Below are 14,837 nucleotides of genomic sequence, written 5' to 3' on the forward strand. Positions count from 1 at the left end.
AACCCGGTCGCAAAGGTTGTCCCGTGGGCTAGGCTGAGCAAAAACCTCAGCCAAGACCACCGACACAGCTGGGCATTTTGCCCCGCCTCTGGTCACTTATACTGGCCAGCTCGGCTCATTTTCACCAGTCCTGCGGCTGACGCGGCATTACCCCGCATCAAACGGCTCATCAATCAATTTGGTCGCACTTAATTGTCTGACTAATTGGTTAGTTGGTACAGTTCCAATCACATGGTTACTATAACGCAGCTATGTTATAATCCGCCTAACCAAAAAGTCCCCCAGTAAGCAATTTACTGAGGGACTTTGAACATGAGACAATTTAATACATACACAACTCCACACACGCCCCGGTGATGGCTCCACCGTTGGGCTCTCACGCCCTGTAAGCCGTGAGGGCGGGGAAAATACTCTCAGTTGGGGGATTTTCTAAGTGCTTCCCTTAGAAAATGGCGACTTTGAAACTCGTTTCTCAGAGGTTCAAAGCGAGGTTGAAGACCGCTTCTCAGGCTTCAGCCGTCCTCCCCCTAACGTTCCAGAGTATTTTCCCCGCCCGGTAAGGCGCTGAAAAAGACTACTTAAACCGTACAACCGTAGACCCGTCACCACCGGCGTTGGCTGGGGAGAAGCCGAAGCTCTTGATGCGGTTATTCCGCTTCAAGTACTCGGTGACCCCTTTCCGCAATGCCCCGGTACCCTTCCCGTGAATAATCGTCACGGATGGGTAACCCGCTAGCAAGGCGGAATCAATGTACCGGTCGACTTCGGCCATCGCCTCTTCGTAGCGGTGACCCCGGAGATCTAAGGTTGGCGACATGCCGTTGGAGCCACTGCGTTTCACACTGGCTCGCGGTTGTTTAGCCGACTTGGCTGGATCCTTGGCCTTTTCCAGGTCGTTGGTGGCAATCTTCATTTTCAGGATTCCCAGTTGGACTTCCCAGTGGCCGTCATCCAGCTGCTGCATCAGGACCCCGATTTGGCCGTAGGACTTGACCAGCACGCTGTCACCCTTATGGAAGTCGAGCTTGGCCTTTTCACGCCGCAGAACCCGGTTCTTCTTGAGCTTGGTATCCTGTTGCAGGGCGTTCAAAGCCCCTTGAGCCGCAATCAGTTCGTCTTCCTTAACAACGCTCTGACCGGCCGCCAACTGTTTCTTCCGCAAATCAGAAATGATTTGGTTGGCCCGTTTGCGAGACTCATCGACCAGCCGGTTGGCGTCGCGCTTAGCGTCCGTCATCAGCTGATCCTTTTGCTGTTGATAACTGTTAAATTGCTTTTGTAATTGATCGTGTAACTCATCGGCCTCAGCCAATTGGGTCCGCAAACTCTCGGCATCATCGTCGACCCGCCGCTTTTGTTCGGTCAGATCGGAAATCATGGCGTTCAAGTCTTGACTGTCTTGGTCGGTCAACCCCCGAGCCGCGTCGATCACCTGTGACGGCATCCCCAGCCGGGCCGCAATGTCTAAGGCATTACTCCGTCCAGGAATCCCAATCAACAGCTTATACGTTGGTTGGAGCGTTTCGCCGTTGAACTCCATGCTGGCGTTAATCGTATCCGGCCGGTTGTACCCGTAAGCCTTCAGCTCAGGATAGTGGGTCGACGCCATGACATAGCTGCCCAGCGTTCCGATTTCATCCAAAATGGCAATGGCCAGTGCGGCCCCCTCTTGGGGATCGGTACCGGCACCCAGTTCATCGACGACAATCAAGCTGTGGTCGTCGGCCTGTTTCAGGATAGACACGATATTTTCCATGTGCCCGGAGAACGTACTCAGGCTCTGCTCGATGGATTGTTCATCCCCGATGTCCGCGAAAATATCGTTGAAGATACCAATCACACTGTTTTCATTGGCGGGAATAAATAGTCCCGACTGACCCATTAATTGGACCAGCGCCAACGTCTTCAGCGTGATGGTCTTCCCACCCGTGTTGGGCCCGGTCACGATGATGGCCTTGTAGTCCTTACCGATGGTGATGTCGTTGGCCACGACCTTCCGCTGATCAATCAGTGGATGACGGGCTTGCCGCAAGCTGACCTGATTATCCAGGGACAGTTTGGGTTCGGTGGCCTTCAAATGGTGGGCGTACTTGGCCTTGGCGTTGATGAAATCAAAGTGCCCCAAAATTTCTGAGTTCCGTAAAATTTCATCCTGGTACGGGTCAAGTAAGGCCGTCAATTCGGCTAAGATCCGTTGTTCCTCGTGACGTTCATCCATTTGATTTTGCCGTAACCGGTTGTTCAAGCCCACAACTGCTTGGGGTTCAATGAACAGCGTTTGGCCACTGGCACTTTGGTCATGCACGATGCCACCAAAGTGTTGCTTGTAAGCGGCCTGAACGGGAATCACGTAACGGTCATCCCGAATGGTCACGATGGTTTCACTCAGATATTTGGCATCTTTACCCCGGGTGTATTGGTCCATGGTCCGGCGGATTTCAGCTTCGGTCTGGGTGATGTGCTGGCGAATCTGCTTCAAGGCGGGTGAGGCTTCATCCGTGATGCGACCGTCGCCCTCTAATGAGATTCGCAACCGCCGCGTCACATCGGGTAACGTGACCAATTCCTTCACGACCCGGTCCAGCCGGCGTAAATCAACTTCCTTTTCAGCGAGGTCGTGGAAAAATTTGACCACGGTTCCAGTCGTCCATAAGACCCGACTGATCTGGGCCAATTCCAACCCGTTCAGGGCAGCCTCCATGGCTAACCGATGTAAATGCGGCCGGATATCATCCAACTTGGGCAGTGGAATCCCACTCTCTAAGCGGTAGATGTCGGCACCGTCTCTGGTTTCATCCAACCAGGTCTGCAGTTGTTTGGCATCCGCGGTTGGGGCCAGCTGACTCAGCTCATGCTGACCAGCTGCCGAGACCAAGTAAGTGCGTAAGGCTTGCTTGATTCGGTCGTACTCCATAATTTTTAATGTTTTTTGATTCATCGGCGAACTCCTCTCTCCCGAATCAATCTAATTCGATTCATGCTCCGTCAGCCACCAGGTGAACACCTGCTTTGACAGCACGGGTGTCTGTTTGACGATCCACTGGGCGACTGGAGAGGCTTGATAACTGTTTTGAAAACCCTGAATTGGTAACAGGATCAGTAAATTTAAGGTTAAAAAAATGACCACATAACGAATGACCAGATTAATCAGACCACCCGCTAAGGAATTAACTTGATGAATCACCGGCAACCAGGTCACCTTGTTGATGCCATAAGCTAACTTGCGGACAATGAAAAAGCCCACGGTCAAAATGGCCGAAAATGCGAGACCATTTAAAAAGAAACTGCTACTCTCAGCCGCGGTCACGGCACTAGCGGAACTGTTCAGGGAAAGATTTCCCACGAACTGGCCCACGCCGCTCGCCAGTGGTTTGGCACCCAACCGGGCGATAATCCAAACAATCAAGTAGCCAATCGTGCTAATAATCTGTAATACCAGTCCCCGCCGGTAGCCCCGACGAAAACCAAAGATGAGAACTGCGAGAATAATTAAGCTTAAAACCAAACTATTCCTCCGTTTCTGATGAGTCCTTAGCGGAATCCGCTTGGTCGTTGGCCGCTGCCATCTTTAATTGGTCCGAAACAGCGTTGAACGCCATCAAGATTGCCGCGTCTTCTTTACTAATATTGGGTGACAGCTCCTTGAGCTGGGTGAACTGTTCATTCAGCACCTCAGTCACCGCCCGCATATGTTCGTCCGTGGCTTGCCCGACAATCGTGTAACTCTTGCCGGCAATGACGGCTTTAAAGCGGTGTGTTTCTTCAGTCATTTTAAAATTCCCCCTGTTTTGCGCAACGTCTTATTTTACCATTAAACAGTGGTCGGGCGCACGTTTTGGCCTTTAAAATGGTTGTAAGATTGTCCGTTTCGCCTGCGGTAGACAGATACACCGACCGTGGGGGCCAATCAAAGCCTGTGAACCGGTCTTTGACTTCGACTTTGAGCTTCGAAAAATCCGAATCTCAAAGCTCGCCCGTGGTGTAATACCGGAAATTCACCGGCCTAACACCACCGACACAGGTCTACGTATCTGTCTACCTCCGGCTACACTCACACTGGCTTTCAGCCATTTTAACTGCAACGTTTTCTGTCCGACAGTTTCATCATCCGCTAAATACACTTTAAACTGCCACTTCCACCCACTAGCAAGCCACCCATTTACCTGTTAATCCCACCAAATTTTCTCGTCATACAAAAAAGGACGGAAAAATTCCGTCCTTTCGTTGAAACTGACTAGTCTTTTTTACCAGCGTTAGGATCAATGGTCCCATCAGCCAGGAAAGTGTTCAGTACGGATTCAACCATGTCCCACTCTTCGTCGGACTCGATCAATTGCAAGTCGCCACCGGATGGGTTAGCTGGGTCATCGTCTGCAGGTAACGCGTAGGCTTGGATGTCAACTTCCTCGTCGTCGCTCTTGCCTGAAGGGTAAATCAAGATGTATGACTTACCAAAATCGTCAGATTCAAAGGTAAACAGGACATCGTACAGTTCTTCGTTACCATTTTCGTCAACTAATGTAATTTGTTCTTGGTCTTCGTTCATGGGAAACCTCACTTTTCTTGAGTTAACTTGCCGTGACGGTCCAAATAGTTTTGGAGAATCAGTCCGGCAGCTAATTTATCGATTACTTTTTTACGTTTGCGGCGCGAAGTGTCCGCTTGTTCCACTAACATACGCTCCGCCTCAACGGTTGTCAACCGCTCGTCTTCAAAATCGACGGGCAAATGGAACCGTTCAGTTAACATCTCGCCGTACCGCTTAGATGCCGCGGCCCGGGGACCTAACGAATTGTTCATGTTCTTGGGGAGCCCGACCACAAAGCCTTGGACTTCGTGTGTCGCCACCAGTTCTGCGACCCGATCCAACCCGAAGACTTCTTCCTCTTCTTTGATTGGAATGATCTCAATCCCTTGGGCGGTCCACCCGAGAGCATCGCTGATTGCAATACCCACGGTACGGGAACCCACGTCTAAACCCATTAACTTCATGAAGGCTTCACCGGTCCATTCTGGTTCAGATAAAAACGCACTAACTCTTCAATAATCTCGTCGCGCTCGTGCTTCCGAATCAAGTTCCGTGCATCATTGATACGTGGAATATATGCAGGATCGCCCGATAGTAGGTAGCCGACAATCTGATTAATTGGATTATAACCCTTTTCCTCTAGTGCTTGATAGACCGTTACCAGCGTATCATGAACGTCCTTTGGTTGGTTAGCCCCAAAGTCAAAATACATCGTTTTGTCTAATGAACTCACTATAAAACACCCCCGCACTTCCTCGCTTAGCCTCAATTTTACTCGATTACCGCCCAAACTACAACGCACTTCAGCAATGTAATCTATTCGTAATACTGTTGCTGGGAAGGGAGCCACTCAACTCGAGCCGCTCCCTTCTCTTGACCAAGCTTTTCGCTAATTTTTTACACAGCCGGGTCGCGCCACCACTGGCAAACTCCCCAGCACCGACGGCAACACCAACCTTAAACATGATTAATAGTTTAACAGAATGACCACAGTTTTCAAGCAAAACGCCTCAGCGTTAGTCTTGATCAGCCAACCAATCGGCCGCAGCCGTCATGGCATCTGGCAAGCCCGCTGGGTTCTTCCCACCGGCTTGGGCCAGGTTAGGCCGACCGCCGCCACCACCGTTGATCTTTGGTGAAATGGCTTTGATCAAATCGCCAGCCTTGACCTGCTTTTGCTTGTCCGCGCTAACGGCCACAATCAGGTTCGCCTTACCATTGACTTCCGCACCCAATACTAACACATCGGAAAGGGCTTGGTCACGCCAAGTGTCGGCTAAGGCCCGCAACTGGTCCATCTTGGAAACTTGAACCGTCCCGCTGATCAACTTGTAGTTACCAGCCGTGACCACGTTATCAAAGACAGCACCGGCCTGTTGACTAGCTAACTTGCCTTCTAAGGCCGCTTGCTTTTGTTCTAAGCTCTTGACTTGAGCTTGCAGGGCATTGACCTTCTGGGCGACTTCAGTGACCTGAGTCACCTTCAAATCGCTTGCAACGGCATGCAAGATGTCATCGTGTTCATGCAGGTACTTGTAAGCAGCCGCAGAAGTCACGGCTTCGATCCGCCGGACACCGGCACCGACACCGGATTCTGAGGTAATCTTGAACAGGCCAATTTCATTGGTGTTCTTGACGTGGTTCCCCCCACAGAATTCGGTGACGAAATCGCCAGCACTGACGACCCGAACGACCTTACCGTACTTTTCGCTGAACAAGGCAATGGCGCCCATTTGCTTAGCGGATTCGATATCGGTTTCAACCGTCGTCACAGGTAATTCAGCGAAGATCTTTTCGTTCACAATGGCTTCGGCCTTGGCCAAATCGGCAGGATCAACCTGACCGAAGTGGGTGAAGTCAAACCGCAAGTAGTCCCCTTCAACCAGTGAACCGGCCTGTTGGGTGTGTTCGCCAAAGACTTCACGCAACGCCTTGTCTAACAAGTGGGTTGCGGTATGGTTCTTTTCGACCTTGCTATGGAAGATAGCATCAACCTTGAGTTGGTAAGTGGCGCCCTTCTTCAATGGGGCAACAACCGTCAACGTGTGCAGGTTCTGGCCGTTAGGGGCGTGTTGCACGTCAGCAACGTGAGCAACCACGTGACCGGCTTCGTCCAAGATGTCCCCTTTGTCAGCGACCTGGCCACCCATTTCAGCGTAGAATGGCGTGGTGTCAAACATCGCTTCAACGGTACCAGTCGTGGCTTCGTCAGCCAGTTGGTCATCAACCACGAGTTCGGTTAACTTGCTCGTCGTTTCAAGTTGGGTGTAACCCACGTATTGGCTAGGCGTCGTCACGTTGATCAAGAGGTCGTGTTGCAGGCCCATGGCCGTTTGCTTGCCACGCGCATTACGTGCCCGATCCTTTTGCTTTTGCATTTCGGCCTTGAAGCCGTCAACGTCGACCGTGATGTCTTGGTCATCGGCGTATTCTTCGGTCAGTTCAACTGGGAAGCCGTACGTATCGTACAACTTGAAGGCGTCGGGACCGGCGATTTGGCTACCGCCTTGCTTCTTCAGGTCAGCAATCAAGCTGTTCAGCAAGGTTAACCCACCGTCCAGCGTTTCGCCAAAGCGGTCTTCTTCGGAACGAACGACCTTGGCAATGTAATCAGCCTGAGCCAAAACGTCTGGGTAGTAAGACTGCATGATGGTCCCAACGACGGGAACCAATTGGTCTAAGAAGGCACCCTTGATGCCTAACTTTTGGCCATTCACAACAGCCCGCCGAATCAAACGACGGATGACATAGCCCCGGCCTTCGTTACCAGGCAGCGCACCGTCACCGATGGCAAATGTGATGGCCCGCGCGTGGTCCGCAATCACCTTGAAGGACACGTCGTCTTCCTTGTTAACACCATACTTCTTGCCATCGCTGAGTTCAGCGGTCTTTTCAATGATTGGCATGAACAAGTCGGTTTCAAAGTTCGTCCGAGCGTTTTGGAAAATCGAAACGACCCGTTCGAGCCCCATCCCCGTATCAATGTTCTTCCGCGGCAATGGCTTGTAACTGCCATCGGGTTCGTGGTTGAACTGGGAGAACACGATGTTCCAAACTTCCAGGTAGCGTTCGTTTTCGCCACCAGGGTAGTTTTCAGGATCGTCATCGGCCAGATTGTTAAAGGCTTCACCACGGTCGTAGAAAATTTCGGAGTCAGGACCAGAAGGACCCTCACCAATATCCCAGAAGTTATCTTCGACAGCGATGATGTGATCAGGGGCGACACCAGCAGCCTCCCAATCAGTCTTGGCGTCGGTATCCTTTGGGTAAACGGTCATGTACAGTTTATCTGGATCCCAGCCGAACCAGTCTGGGGACGTTAAGAGTTCCCATGCCCAAGTGATGGCTTCTTTCTTAAAGTAATCACCCACTGAGAAGTTCCCGAGCATTTCAAATAACGTATGGTGCCGTGCGGTCTTCCCAACGTTTTCAATATCGTTTGTCCGAATACTCTTTTGAGAACTGGTCAAACGGGGATTCTCTGGCACAACTTGGCCGGAGAAGTATTTCTTCATCGTGGCAACCCCGGAGTTGATCCACAGTAATGATGGATCATCCTTGGGAACCAGTGATGCACTAGGCTCAATCGTGTGGCCCTTCGACTTGAAAAAGTCGAGGTACATTTGCCGAATCTGACTACTAGTTAGCTCTTTCATCTCTCAAATACCTCCAAAAATGTCAAAAACACCGTTGCCCGTAGAGACGCCGAAGCGCGGTACCACTCTACTTGCAACGATGTTTTAATCGTTAACCTCTTAAACTCATAACGCTGAGTCGCGATGTTCCTGAGGGAGCGCCACTGAATCCATGAGTCGTTTTTCACAGCAACCAAAACGTTTCTGAAAGTCATGGGGTCAGGGTATGTCCTCGATAGTATATTTAAATGTCCACTTGAAATTATAGGTGTGGCGCACTTTCTTGTCAACTAAACGTTCGGGAAAACTTTGGGGTGAACGCCAGCTGTCTGCATCGCCTGCCGGACGGCCAATCGGCTTAGACTGGTTTGGGGCGTTCCCGTCTGAACTTATTTGTCGTGTGTTTAAGCTTATTGACGGTTGTGTAGGACCTGGCTTCCCTTGATTGGCTGCATCTTTGCTGGCTGTGCTGGCTTACTGCGCTATTCTTGCTCTCGCCAGTCTATTCGGAAACTTGCGGCTTCTGAAACGTGCTCCACAGGACAGGTCCCTGCGCTTAGCAAAAAGAGAGTCCCAAGCCGGCTTTGCCGACTTGAGACTCTCTTCTCGCTAATGCTCAGGACCTAACCGCCCTGTTCCGCACTCTTTTATTGATACCGATCCGACTCGCGCTTGCGCCGCTTGCGTTCATTTCTGGCGCTTTGGCGTTGGGCGATTCGCCGTTCTTGGTCTTTTCTACGGTGAATTTCTTGCTTGATTTGGTGCTTGTAGCCTGGCTTGATTTTCTTCTTCTTTTTCATAACGAAACCAATCAAACCTGGATCAAGCTTTTCGGTACTCTTGTTCCGTTGCGTCCGGCGGTTCCGGTCGTAGGAATCGATGATTTCACCGTTGCTGATTCGCTTAGGCTGGAACTTGATGCCCATGGCTTCAATCTCAGCGACCTTGGCTTCTTCATCTGGTGAGTACAACGTGATGGCCGTTCCGTGCATCCCCTGACGACCCGTCCGGCCGACCCGGTGGACGAAGAAGTCTAAGTCTTCTGGAATGTCATCGTTGATCACGTGGGAGACCCCTTCAATATCAATTCCCCGGGCAGCCAAGTCGGTGGCCACAACGAATTGGAATTGGAGGTTCTTGACTTCACGCATGACCCGCTTCCGTTCACGAGGCTTGATGCCCCCATGAATCATGGCGACCTTCATGCCCTGGGCCTGCAAGAAGTCGTGGATTTGTTCAACCCGCGTCTTGGTGTTGGCGAAGATCAGGACCAGGTAAGGCTCACCCATGGTAATCAATTGGTAGATCAATTGGTTACGGTTCTGACCTTTGGTTGAAATCAACCAATTGTCGATCGTATCAGAAATAATCGTATCGGTAGGAATTTCTTCAACGACTGGATGGTTCATGTACTTCTTTAAGAAGGGATTCAATCGTTGCGGAATGGTGGCCGAGAAGACCATCATTTGTAAGTCTTTCGGCATCCGCCCAGCAATCCGGTCGACTTGGTCCAAGAACCCAAGGTCCAGGGTCATGTCGGCTTCATCCACGACAAATTGGCGTGCGGTATGCACATCCAAGGCGTCAGATTGGATCAAGTCCATGACCCGACCGGGCGTCCCGATAACCAATTGGGGTTGGAAGTGCCGCAGTTTTTCAACTTGGCGCTTCTTGTCGGTCCCCCCGACGTAGTTCCCAATCCGAATTTCAAATGGGGATTCAGCAGCTAATTGTTCAGCGGCCGTGTGAATTTGGTAAGCCAGTTCCCGGCTAGGCGTGGTAATGACGGCCTGAACCTGGTTTTCTGACGTTAACTGGTTAAAGATGGGCAGTAAGAACGTATGCGTCTTCCCGCTCCCAGTCTGGGATTGGCCCACGACATCTTTGCCCGAAGCAATCACGGGAATTAATTTTTCCTGGACCTTGGTCGGGGTCGCGAAACCAATCTTTTGCAAGGCCGTCATTAAGTACGGCTGCAAGTTGAATTGTTTAAAATCTGCGGTCATTCATTTTCTCCTTTAGTGTTAGCCACTAACTCATCGAGCTCGTGAATAACTTGGTCAATTTCTGCCTGATCGTGGGCTGTGGCACCACTGGCCAAGGCGTGACCGCCCCCACCGTGGTTCTTAGCCAATTCGTTGATGGAAGGTCCCTTTGAACGCAACCGAATGCGGAAGGTCTTGTCCTTGGCTTCAACGAAGATGGCCCAAGCCACAACGGAGGTGATCTTACCGGGCAATGGCACGACGGCGGATGTGGAGTCACTGGCAGCGAGGCCAAAGGACTCCACGATTTCGTCGGTCAGCTTCAAATAAGCCGCCCCACTAGGCAAAATTTCTAAGTTCTGGTAAACGTAAGCGGACAACCGCGCCATTTCTGGGGAAATTTCATCCTCAGCCTGGTTGACGTCCGTCATTGAGAAGTTGTAAGTCAGTAACTTACTGGCAACGGCAAACGTGTTGGCTGACGTAGCCGGGTACATGAACCGCCCGGTGTCGCCAATGATGCCGGCATAAAGTAGTCGTGCCGCATCGTCAGGCATGGTGAGTGCCGCGGCATTCTTGGCATACCAATCATAAATGATTTCGGACGTGCTGGACGCTTGATCCAACACCCATTGAATGTCGCCAAAGGCATCGTCATTCGGATGATGGTCGATCTTGATGACCGCGGCCCCAGTGGACCACCGTTCATCATCGACTCGAGGCTGGTTAGCGGTGTCCACAACAATCACTAACGCACCCTGATAAACGCCATCTTCCACGTCTTGGTCGGCTTGGCCCATCCAGTCGAAGCCAGGGTAATGCTTACCCACAGCCAGAACCTTTTTTTCTGGGAAGCTCGCTTGTAAAATGTCCCGTAAAGCCAGTTGAGCCCCGATACAATCGGGATCAGGCCGCTGGTGACGGTGAATAATAATTGTCTGATACTTTTTGATTTCTTCTAAAATGGCAGCTTCAATAGCCATAGGTTCACCCGTTTTCTATCCGATTTTTTCGACCAAGACGCGTCGATACCGCGTTTCAGTATACAAGTTTTAGCGCGCAATTTCAATAAAACTCGGCTGGTAGGGTTAAACCATCGCCTCCGGGGTGAGAAAAATTGGACCGGAACGCGGTGGGCAGGACGTCCAGAGCCAAAGAGCGGTCTCTGAACTCGCTTTGAACCTCTGAGAAACGAGTTTCAAAGTCGCCATTTCTTAAGGGTTCCCCTTAAGAAATCCCACGGCTGAGTCCATTTTTCCCACCCCTGCGGCTGACATTGGTTGAACCCACGCTGCCGCATTTCATTAATCTTGTCGCTAATTGTCATTAATCACTGTTCCTGTAAGCTTGCTTTAATTCCTAACTACCGATAGCCTGACCTCGTCCAACATTTTCTACTCATCGCCACTAAACAGTGGCAACTTGACGTTTTCAAAAGTTTGCGCGGCTAGTCCGGTTAGCGTGATGCCCAGCAAGCGGACCTGCTCGTCATCCCTGGCCACGCTGTGGTAGAGGTCCAGGGCTAAGTCGTAATAGATGTTGGCGTCGTTGGCAATGAAGTCCGTTTGGGTCACGCGCTTCGTGATGGTGTTAAACTCGCTGTCCCGTAGTTTGAGCACCAGCGTCTTACCGTGCCGTTGCTTTTGTTTGACCGTTGCCGCGACCATTTCTGCCAGTCGTTGCAATTGTGTTTCCACCTCACCGACCGACGACAAGGGTGGCCCATACGTGCGCTCCTTGCCAATCGACTTGCGTTCGCGCAGATACTCGACCGGCCGCTCATCAATACCGCGTACCCGTTGATACAAAATGTAACCGAACTTACCGAAGTCGTGGATCAATTCCAATTGGGATTTTTGATACAGGTCCGCCCCGGTTTGAATGCCCAGCTCATGCATTTTAGGCACGGTCTTCTTGCCCACGCCCCGGTAACGTTCAATCGGCAACCCCATCAAAAAATCGTGTGCGTCCTCCGGTAGAATCACGCTCACGCCGACCGGCTTACGGAAGTCCGAGGCCTCCTTGGCCAGAAATTTACTATAGGAAATGCCGGTCGAACAGGTCAAATGGGTCTTATCAAAAATCTCCACCTGAATCTCGTGAGCCACCTGAACCGCCGAGCGGATGTGTTTCTTATTCTCCGTGATGTCCAAGTAGGCTTCATCAAACGCCACGGTTTCAATTTTATCCGTGTACTCATGAAAAATTTCGTGAATCTGGTCGGAAATTTCGCGGTAATGGGGGAAGTCTGGGGTCTTATACGTCGCGTGCGGGGCCAGTTTAAACGCCTCGTTGGCATTCATGGCGGAATGCACGCCTAGCTGTCGCGCCACGTAATTGGCCGTGGTCACAACGCCGCGACCGCCAGTCGTTCGGGGATCTCTGGCAATGATCAGCGCGTGACCCTTGAACTCGGGGTGGTCCCGTTCTTCAATCGACGCGTAAAACGCATCCATGTCGACGTGAATGATTTTTCTTTGCGTGTATTTTTCTGGGACCACAGCCGTCCCCTCCTTTCCACGATGTAACAAAACGCTTGTCGAATCGGTACGTTCCCGGCAGCGGATTCAAGGTGCCCTGCTGTGGGGAACGGTTCCAGCCTGAGGGGCGGTCTTCCACCTCGCCAGGAAACCTCGCAAAGATTCGCGAGTTTCCCTGGTCGTCCCGTGCTCTAGGCTGTAAAACCACCAGCCAAGAGCACCGACACAGCTGATCACCTTGATCCGCCTCTGGTCACTTAGACTAGCCATTTTTTACAACAACTTTTATTTAAGCTTTTAATTAACTGTATGAATATGGGCTGTCTGCGCGAACAACATGATGTTTCACCCCCAAAAGGCCTGAATTAACCGTTAACCCACCAGGTCTAACTGAGCATTCACCGAACTATTACTGTTTATTAGTATATAAATTATACCCAAACAAACGTTTGTCTTCAATCAAAAGCCGTTATCTTTTTCCCGTAATTCTTCGGCTTTTACTCACCGTTCACTCAAAATTTGGCCGAAAAAAAAACGGCCTCTAGGAGACCGAACTTTTTGATGTCTTATTTAGCTGAGTCATCGTCAGTTTTTTCAGCAGTTTCGTCACTTACAGCGGCGTCACTTGCTGGTTCTTCAGTGGCATCTTCAGCGGGTTGATCCTCGCTGGCTGCTTCACTGGTTGCGTCGTTAGCGGCTGGGGCCGTAACGGCTTGTGGTGCTTGAGACGTTACTTGGGCAATGGCACGCAAGTCAAAGACCAAGTAGATCCCGTCGCAATCCAAGGTAACCGTTTGGTCAGCTTGGTTGATTTCGTCGATCACACCGTGTAACCGGCCAATCGTGATGACGTGGTCGCCCTTTTTAAGTTCGCTCATCATGTCACGATGCTTCTTTTGTTGTTTTTGTTGTGGACGTAACATTAAGAAGTACATCAACCCCAAGAAGACAACTAAGATAATCAACGTTGAGTAACCACCGGCAGCGCCAGCAGCAATATTTAAATTATCAAACACATTTGTTCACCCCTTTATATTCTATCTATTGGACAACTTTACCAGAATACGGGGAATCCGTCCAATTATTTCTAGAAATTCTTTAGACGTTCGGCATTGCCGCGTACTTTCAGAAACGGCTTGTCACCGCGGACGGACGCTATCGATCAGGCGCTTAACCATTTTCCTGTTGTGGGAATTGGCGGCCGAGATGTTCATACCCCGCCGGCGTGACGACCCGTCCCCGGGCTGTGCGTTTCAAATACCCGCGCTGCAGGAGATAGGGCTCGTACATGGCCGCGACAGTTTCCGTTTCCTCACCGACATTGGCCGCCAAAGTATTCAACCCGACTGGTCCACCATTATAGTAATCGATCATGGTTTCCAACAGCTTGATGTCAGTGGCGTCTAGCCCGGCCGAATCCACTCGCAGTAATTTCAGCGCATGGTTCACGATGGCTAGGTCAATCTCGGTATGATCAGGCGAGACTTCCGCAAAATCCCGAATCCGTTTCAACAAGCGGTTCGCAATTCGGGGCGTGCCCCGTGAGCGTAAGGCAATCTCGTGGGCCCCCTCAGTTGCGATGCGCGTGTTAAAAATGTCCGCCGACCGCGTCACAATTTCTTGGAGATCTTGCGTTTGGTAGTAAGCCATGTGTTCCACGATGCCAAACCGGTCCCGCAACGGTGCGGACAACAAGCCGGCCCGGGTCGTGGCCCCAATCAGCGTGAATGGTGGCAACGGGAAGTGCACCGGATGGGCGGTTGGCCCCTGCCCCACCACGATATCAATGTAGAAATCTTCCATTGCGGAGTAGAGCATTTCCTCAACAATTTTCGGTAGCCGGTGAATTTCATCAATGAAGAGAATATCCCCCGGTTGCAGTTCGTTGAGTAAAGCCACCAGGTCGCCCGGCTTTTCAATCGCCGGACCACTGGTCGTGCGGATGTGTACGTCCATTTCGTTAGCAATCACCATCGCCAAGGTCGTCTTCCCTAAACCAGGTGGTCCATACAACAGCACGTGGTCCAAGGATTCTTCCCGTTGCTTGGCCGCCTGAATGTAGACGGACAATTCGTGTTTGATGGGGTCCTGACCGATATACTGGGCCAGGGTTTGCGGTCGCAATGATTTTTCAATCGAGTCTTCGTTATCATCCGCTGGTTCCGGTGACACGACACGTTCATCATCAGTCATGGGTCAGCCTCCTTTC

At 51.2% G+C, this 14,837-nt stretch carries 12 protein-coding genes; all 12 read right to left on the minus strand.

The window, feature by feature from the left end:
- Positions 1–574: 574 nt before the first annotated feature.
- The gene (locus JUF22_RS10105; protein WP_203646095.1) at positions 575–2,938 is read right to left on the minus strand and encodes an endonuclease MutS2; all 2,364 of its coding nucleotides are present in this window, start codon (positions 2,936–2,938) and stop codon (positions 575–577) included.
- 27 nt (positions 2,939–2,965) lie between these two features.
- Complete coding sequence (locus JUF22_RS10110) at positions 2,966–3,505, minus strand: CvpA family protein (RefSeq protein WP_203646096.1); 540 nt, start codon at positions 3,503–3,505, stop codon at positions 2,966–2,968.
- A 1-nt stretch (position 3,506) separates the two neighbouring features.
- A complete protein-coding gene (locus JUF22_RS10115) occupies positions 3,507–3,770 on the minus strand; it encodes a cell division protein ZapA (RefSeq protein WP_125765752.1) in 264 nt (87 codons plus the stop codon).
- Between the two features lie 464 nt (positions 3,771–4,234).
- The gene (locus JUF22_RS10120) at positions 4,235–4,546 is read right to left on the minus strand and encodes a DUF1292 domain-containing protein (RefSeq protein WP_125584156.1); all 312 of its coding nucleotides are present in this window, start codon (positions 4,544–4,546) and stop codon (positions 4,235–4,237) included.
- Between the two features lie 8 nt (positions 4,547–4,554).
- Positions 4,555–4,992, minus strand: coding sequence for a Holliday junction resolvase RuvX (gene ruvX / locus JUF22_RS10125; RefSeq protein WP_203646097.1), 438 nt, complete (start codon positions 4,990–4,992; stop codon positions 4,555–4,557).
- Positions 4,989–5,261: an IreB family regulatory phosphoprotein gene (locus tag JUF22_RS10130; protein WP_024746979.1), complete on the minus strand. Its 273-nt coding sequence runs from the start codon at positions 5,259–5,261 to the stop codon at positions 4,989–4,991. Before JUF22_RS10130 ends, ruvX begins: the two co-directional genes overlap by 4 nt.
- Before the next feature lie 283 nt (positions 5,262–5,544).
- Positions 5,545–8,184, minus strand: coding sequence for an alanine--tRNA ligase (gene alaS, locus JUF22_RS10135; RefSeq protein ID WP_203646098.1), 2,640 nt, complete (start codon positions 8,182–8,184; stop codon positions 5,545–5,547).
- Positions 8,185–8,810: 626 nt separating this feature from the next.
- Complete coding sequence (locus JUF22_RS10140) at positions 8,811–10,169, minus strand: DEAD/DEAH box helicase (protein WP_203646099.1); 1,359 nt, start codon at positions 10,167–10,169, stop codon at positions 8,811–8,813.
- Positions 10,166–11,131: a DHH family phosphoesterase gene (locus tag JUF22_RS10145; RefSeq protein WP_125765748.1), complete on the minus strand. Its 966-nt coding sequence runs from the start codon at positions 11,129–11,131 to the stop codon at positions 10,166–10,168. Before JUF22_RS10145 ends, JUF22_RS10140 begins: the two co-directional genes overlap by 4 nt.
- Positions 11,132–11,542: 411 nt before the next feature.
- The gene (dinB, locus tag JUF22_RS10150; RefSeq protein ID WP_203646188.1) at positions 11,543–12,604 is read right to left on the minus strand and encodes a DNA polymerase IV; all 1,062 of its coding nucleotides are present in this window, start codon (positions 12,602–12,604) and stop codon (positions 11,543–11,545) included.
- Between the two features lie 590 nt (positions 12,605–13,194).
- On the minus strand, positions 13,195–13,644 hold the full coding sequence (yajC, locus tag JUF22_RS10155; protein ID WP_203646100.1) for a preprotein translocase subunit YajC: 450 nt from the start codon (positions 13,642–13,644) through the stop codon (positions 13,195–13,197).
- 154 nt (positions 13,645–13,798) lie between these two features.
- Positions 13,799–14,821 carry a Holliday junction branch migration DNA helicase RuvB gene (gene ruvB / locus JUF22_RS10160; protein ID WP_203646101.1) on the minus strand — a complete coding sequence of 341 codons (1,023 nt, stop codon included), beginning with the start codon at positions 14,819–14,821 and terminating at the stop codon, positions 13,799–13,801.
- Positions 14,822–14,837: the final 16 nt, after the last annotated feature.

This window comes from Levilactobacillus lanxiensis, from assembly GCF_016861655.1.
In the GTDB taxonomy this organism is placed as follows: domain Bacteria; phylum Bacillota; class Bacilli; order Lactobacillales; family Lactobacillaceae; genus Levilactobacillus; species Levilactobacillus lanxiensis.

Bases quoted from the DNA above. Each gene is read 5' to 3' on its own strand.
- JUF22_RS10105 (WP_203646095.1), bottom strand. From the start codon at position 2,938: ATGAATCAAAAAACATTAAAAATTATGGAGTACGACCGAATCAAGCAA.
- JUF22_RS10115 (WP_125765752.1), bottom strand. From the start codon at position 3,770: ATGACTGAAGAAACACACCGCTTTAAAGCCGTCATTGCCGGCAAGAGT.
- JUF22_RS10120 (WP_125584156.1), bottom strand. From the start codon at position 4,546: ATGAACGAAGACCAAGAACAAATTACATTAGTTGACGAAAATGGTAAC.
- ruvX (WP_203646097.1), bottom strand. From the start codon at position 4,992: ATGAAGTTAATGGGTTTAGACGTGGGTTCCCGTACCGTGGGTATTGCA.
- alaS (WP_203646098.1), bottom strand. From the start codon at position 8,184: ATGAAAGAGCTAACTAGTAGTCAGATTCGGCAAATGTACCTCGACTTT.
- JUF22_RS10140 (WP_203646099.1), bottom strand. From the start codon at position 10,169: ATGACCGCAGATTTTAAACAATTCAACTTGCAGCCGTACTTAATGACG.
- JUF22_RS10145 (WP_125765748.1), bottom strand. From the start codon at position 11,131: ATGGCTATTGAAGCTGCCATTTTAGAAGAAATCAAAAAGTATCAGACA.
- dinB (WP_203646188.1), bottom strand. From the start codon at position 12,604: ATGGATGCGTTTTACGCGTCGATTGAAGAACGGGACCACCCCGAGTTC.
- ruvB (WP_203646101.1), bottom strand. From the start codon at position 14,821: ATGACTGATGATGAACGTGTCGTGTCACCGGAACCAGCGGATGATAAC.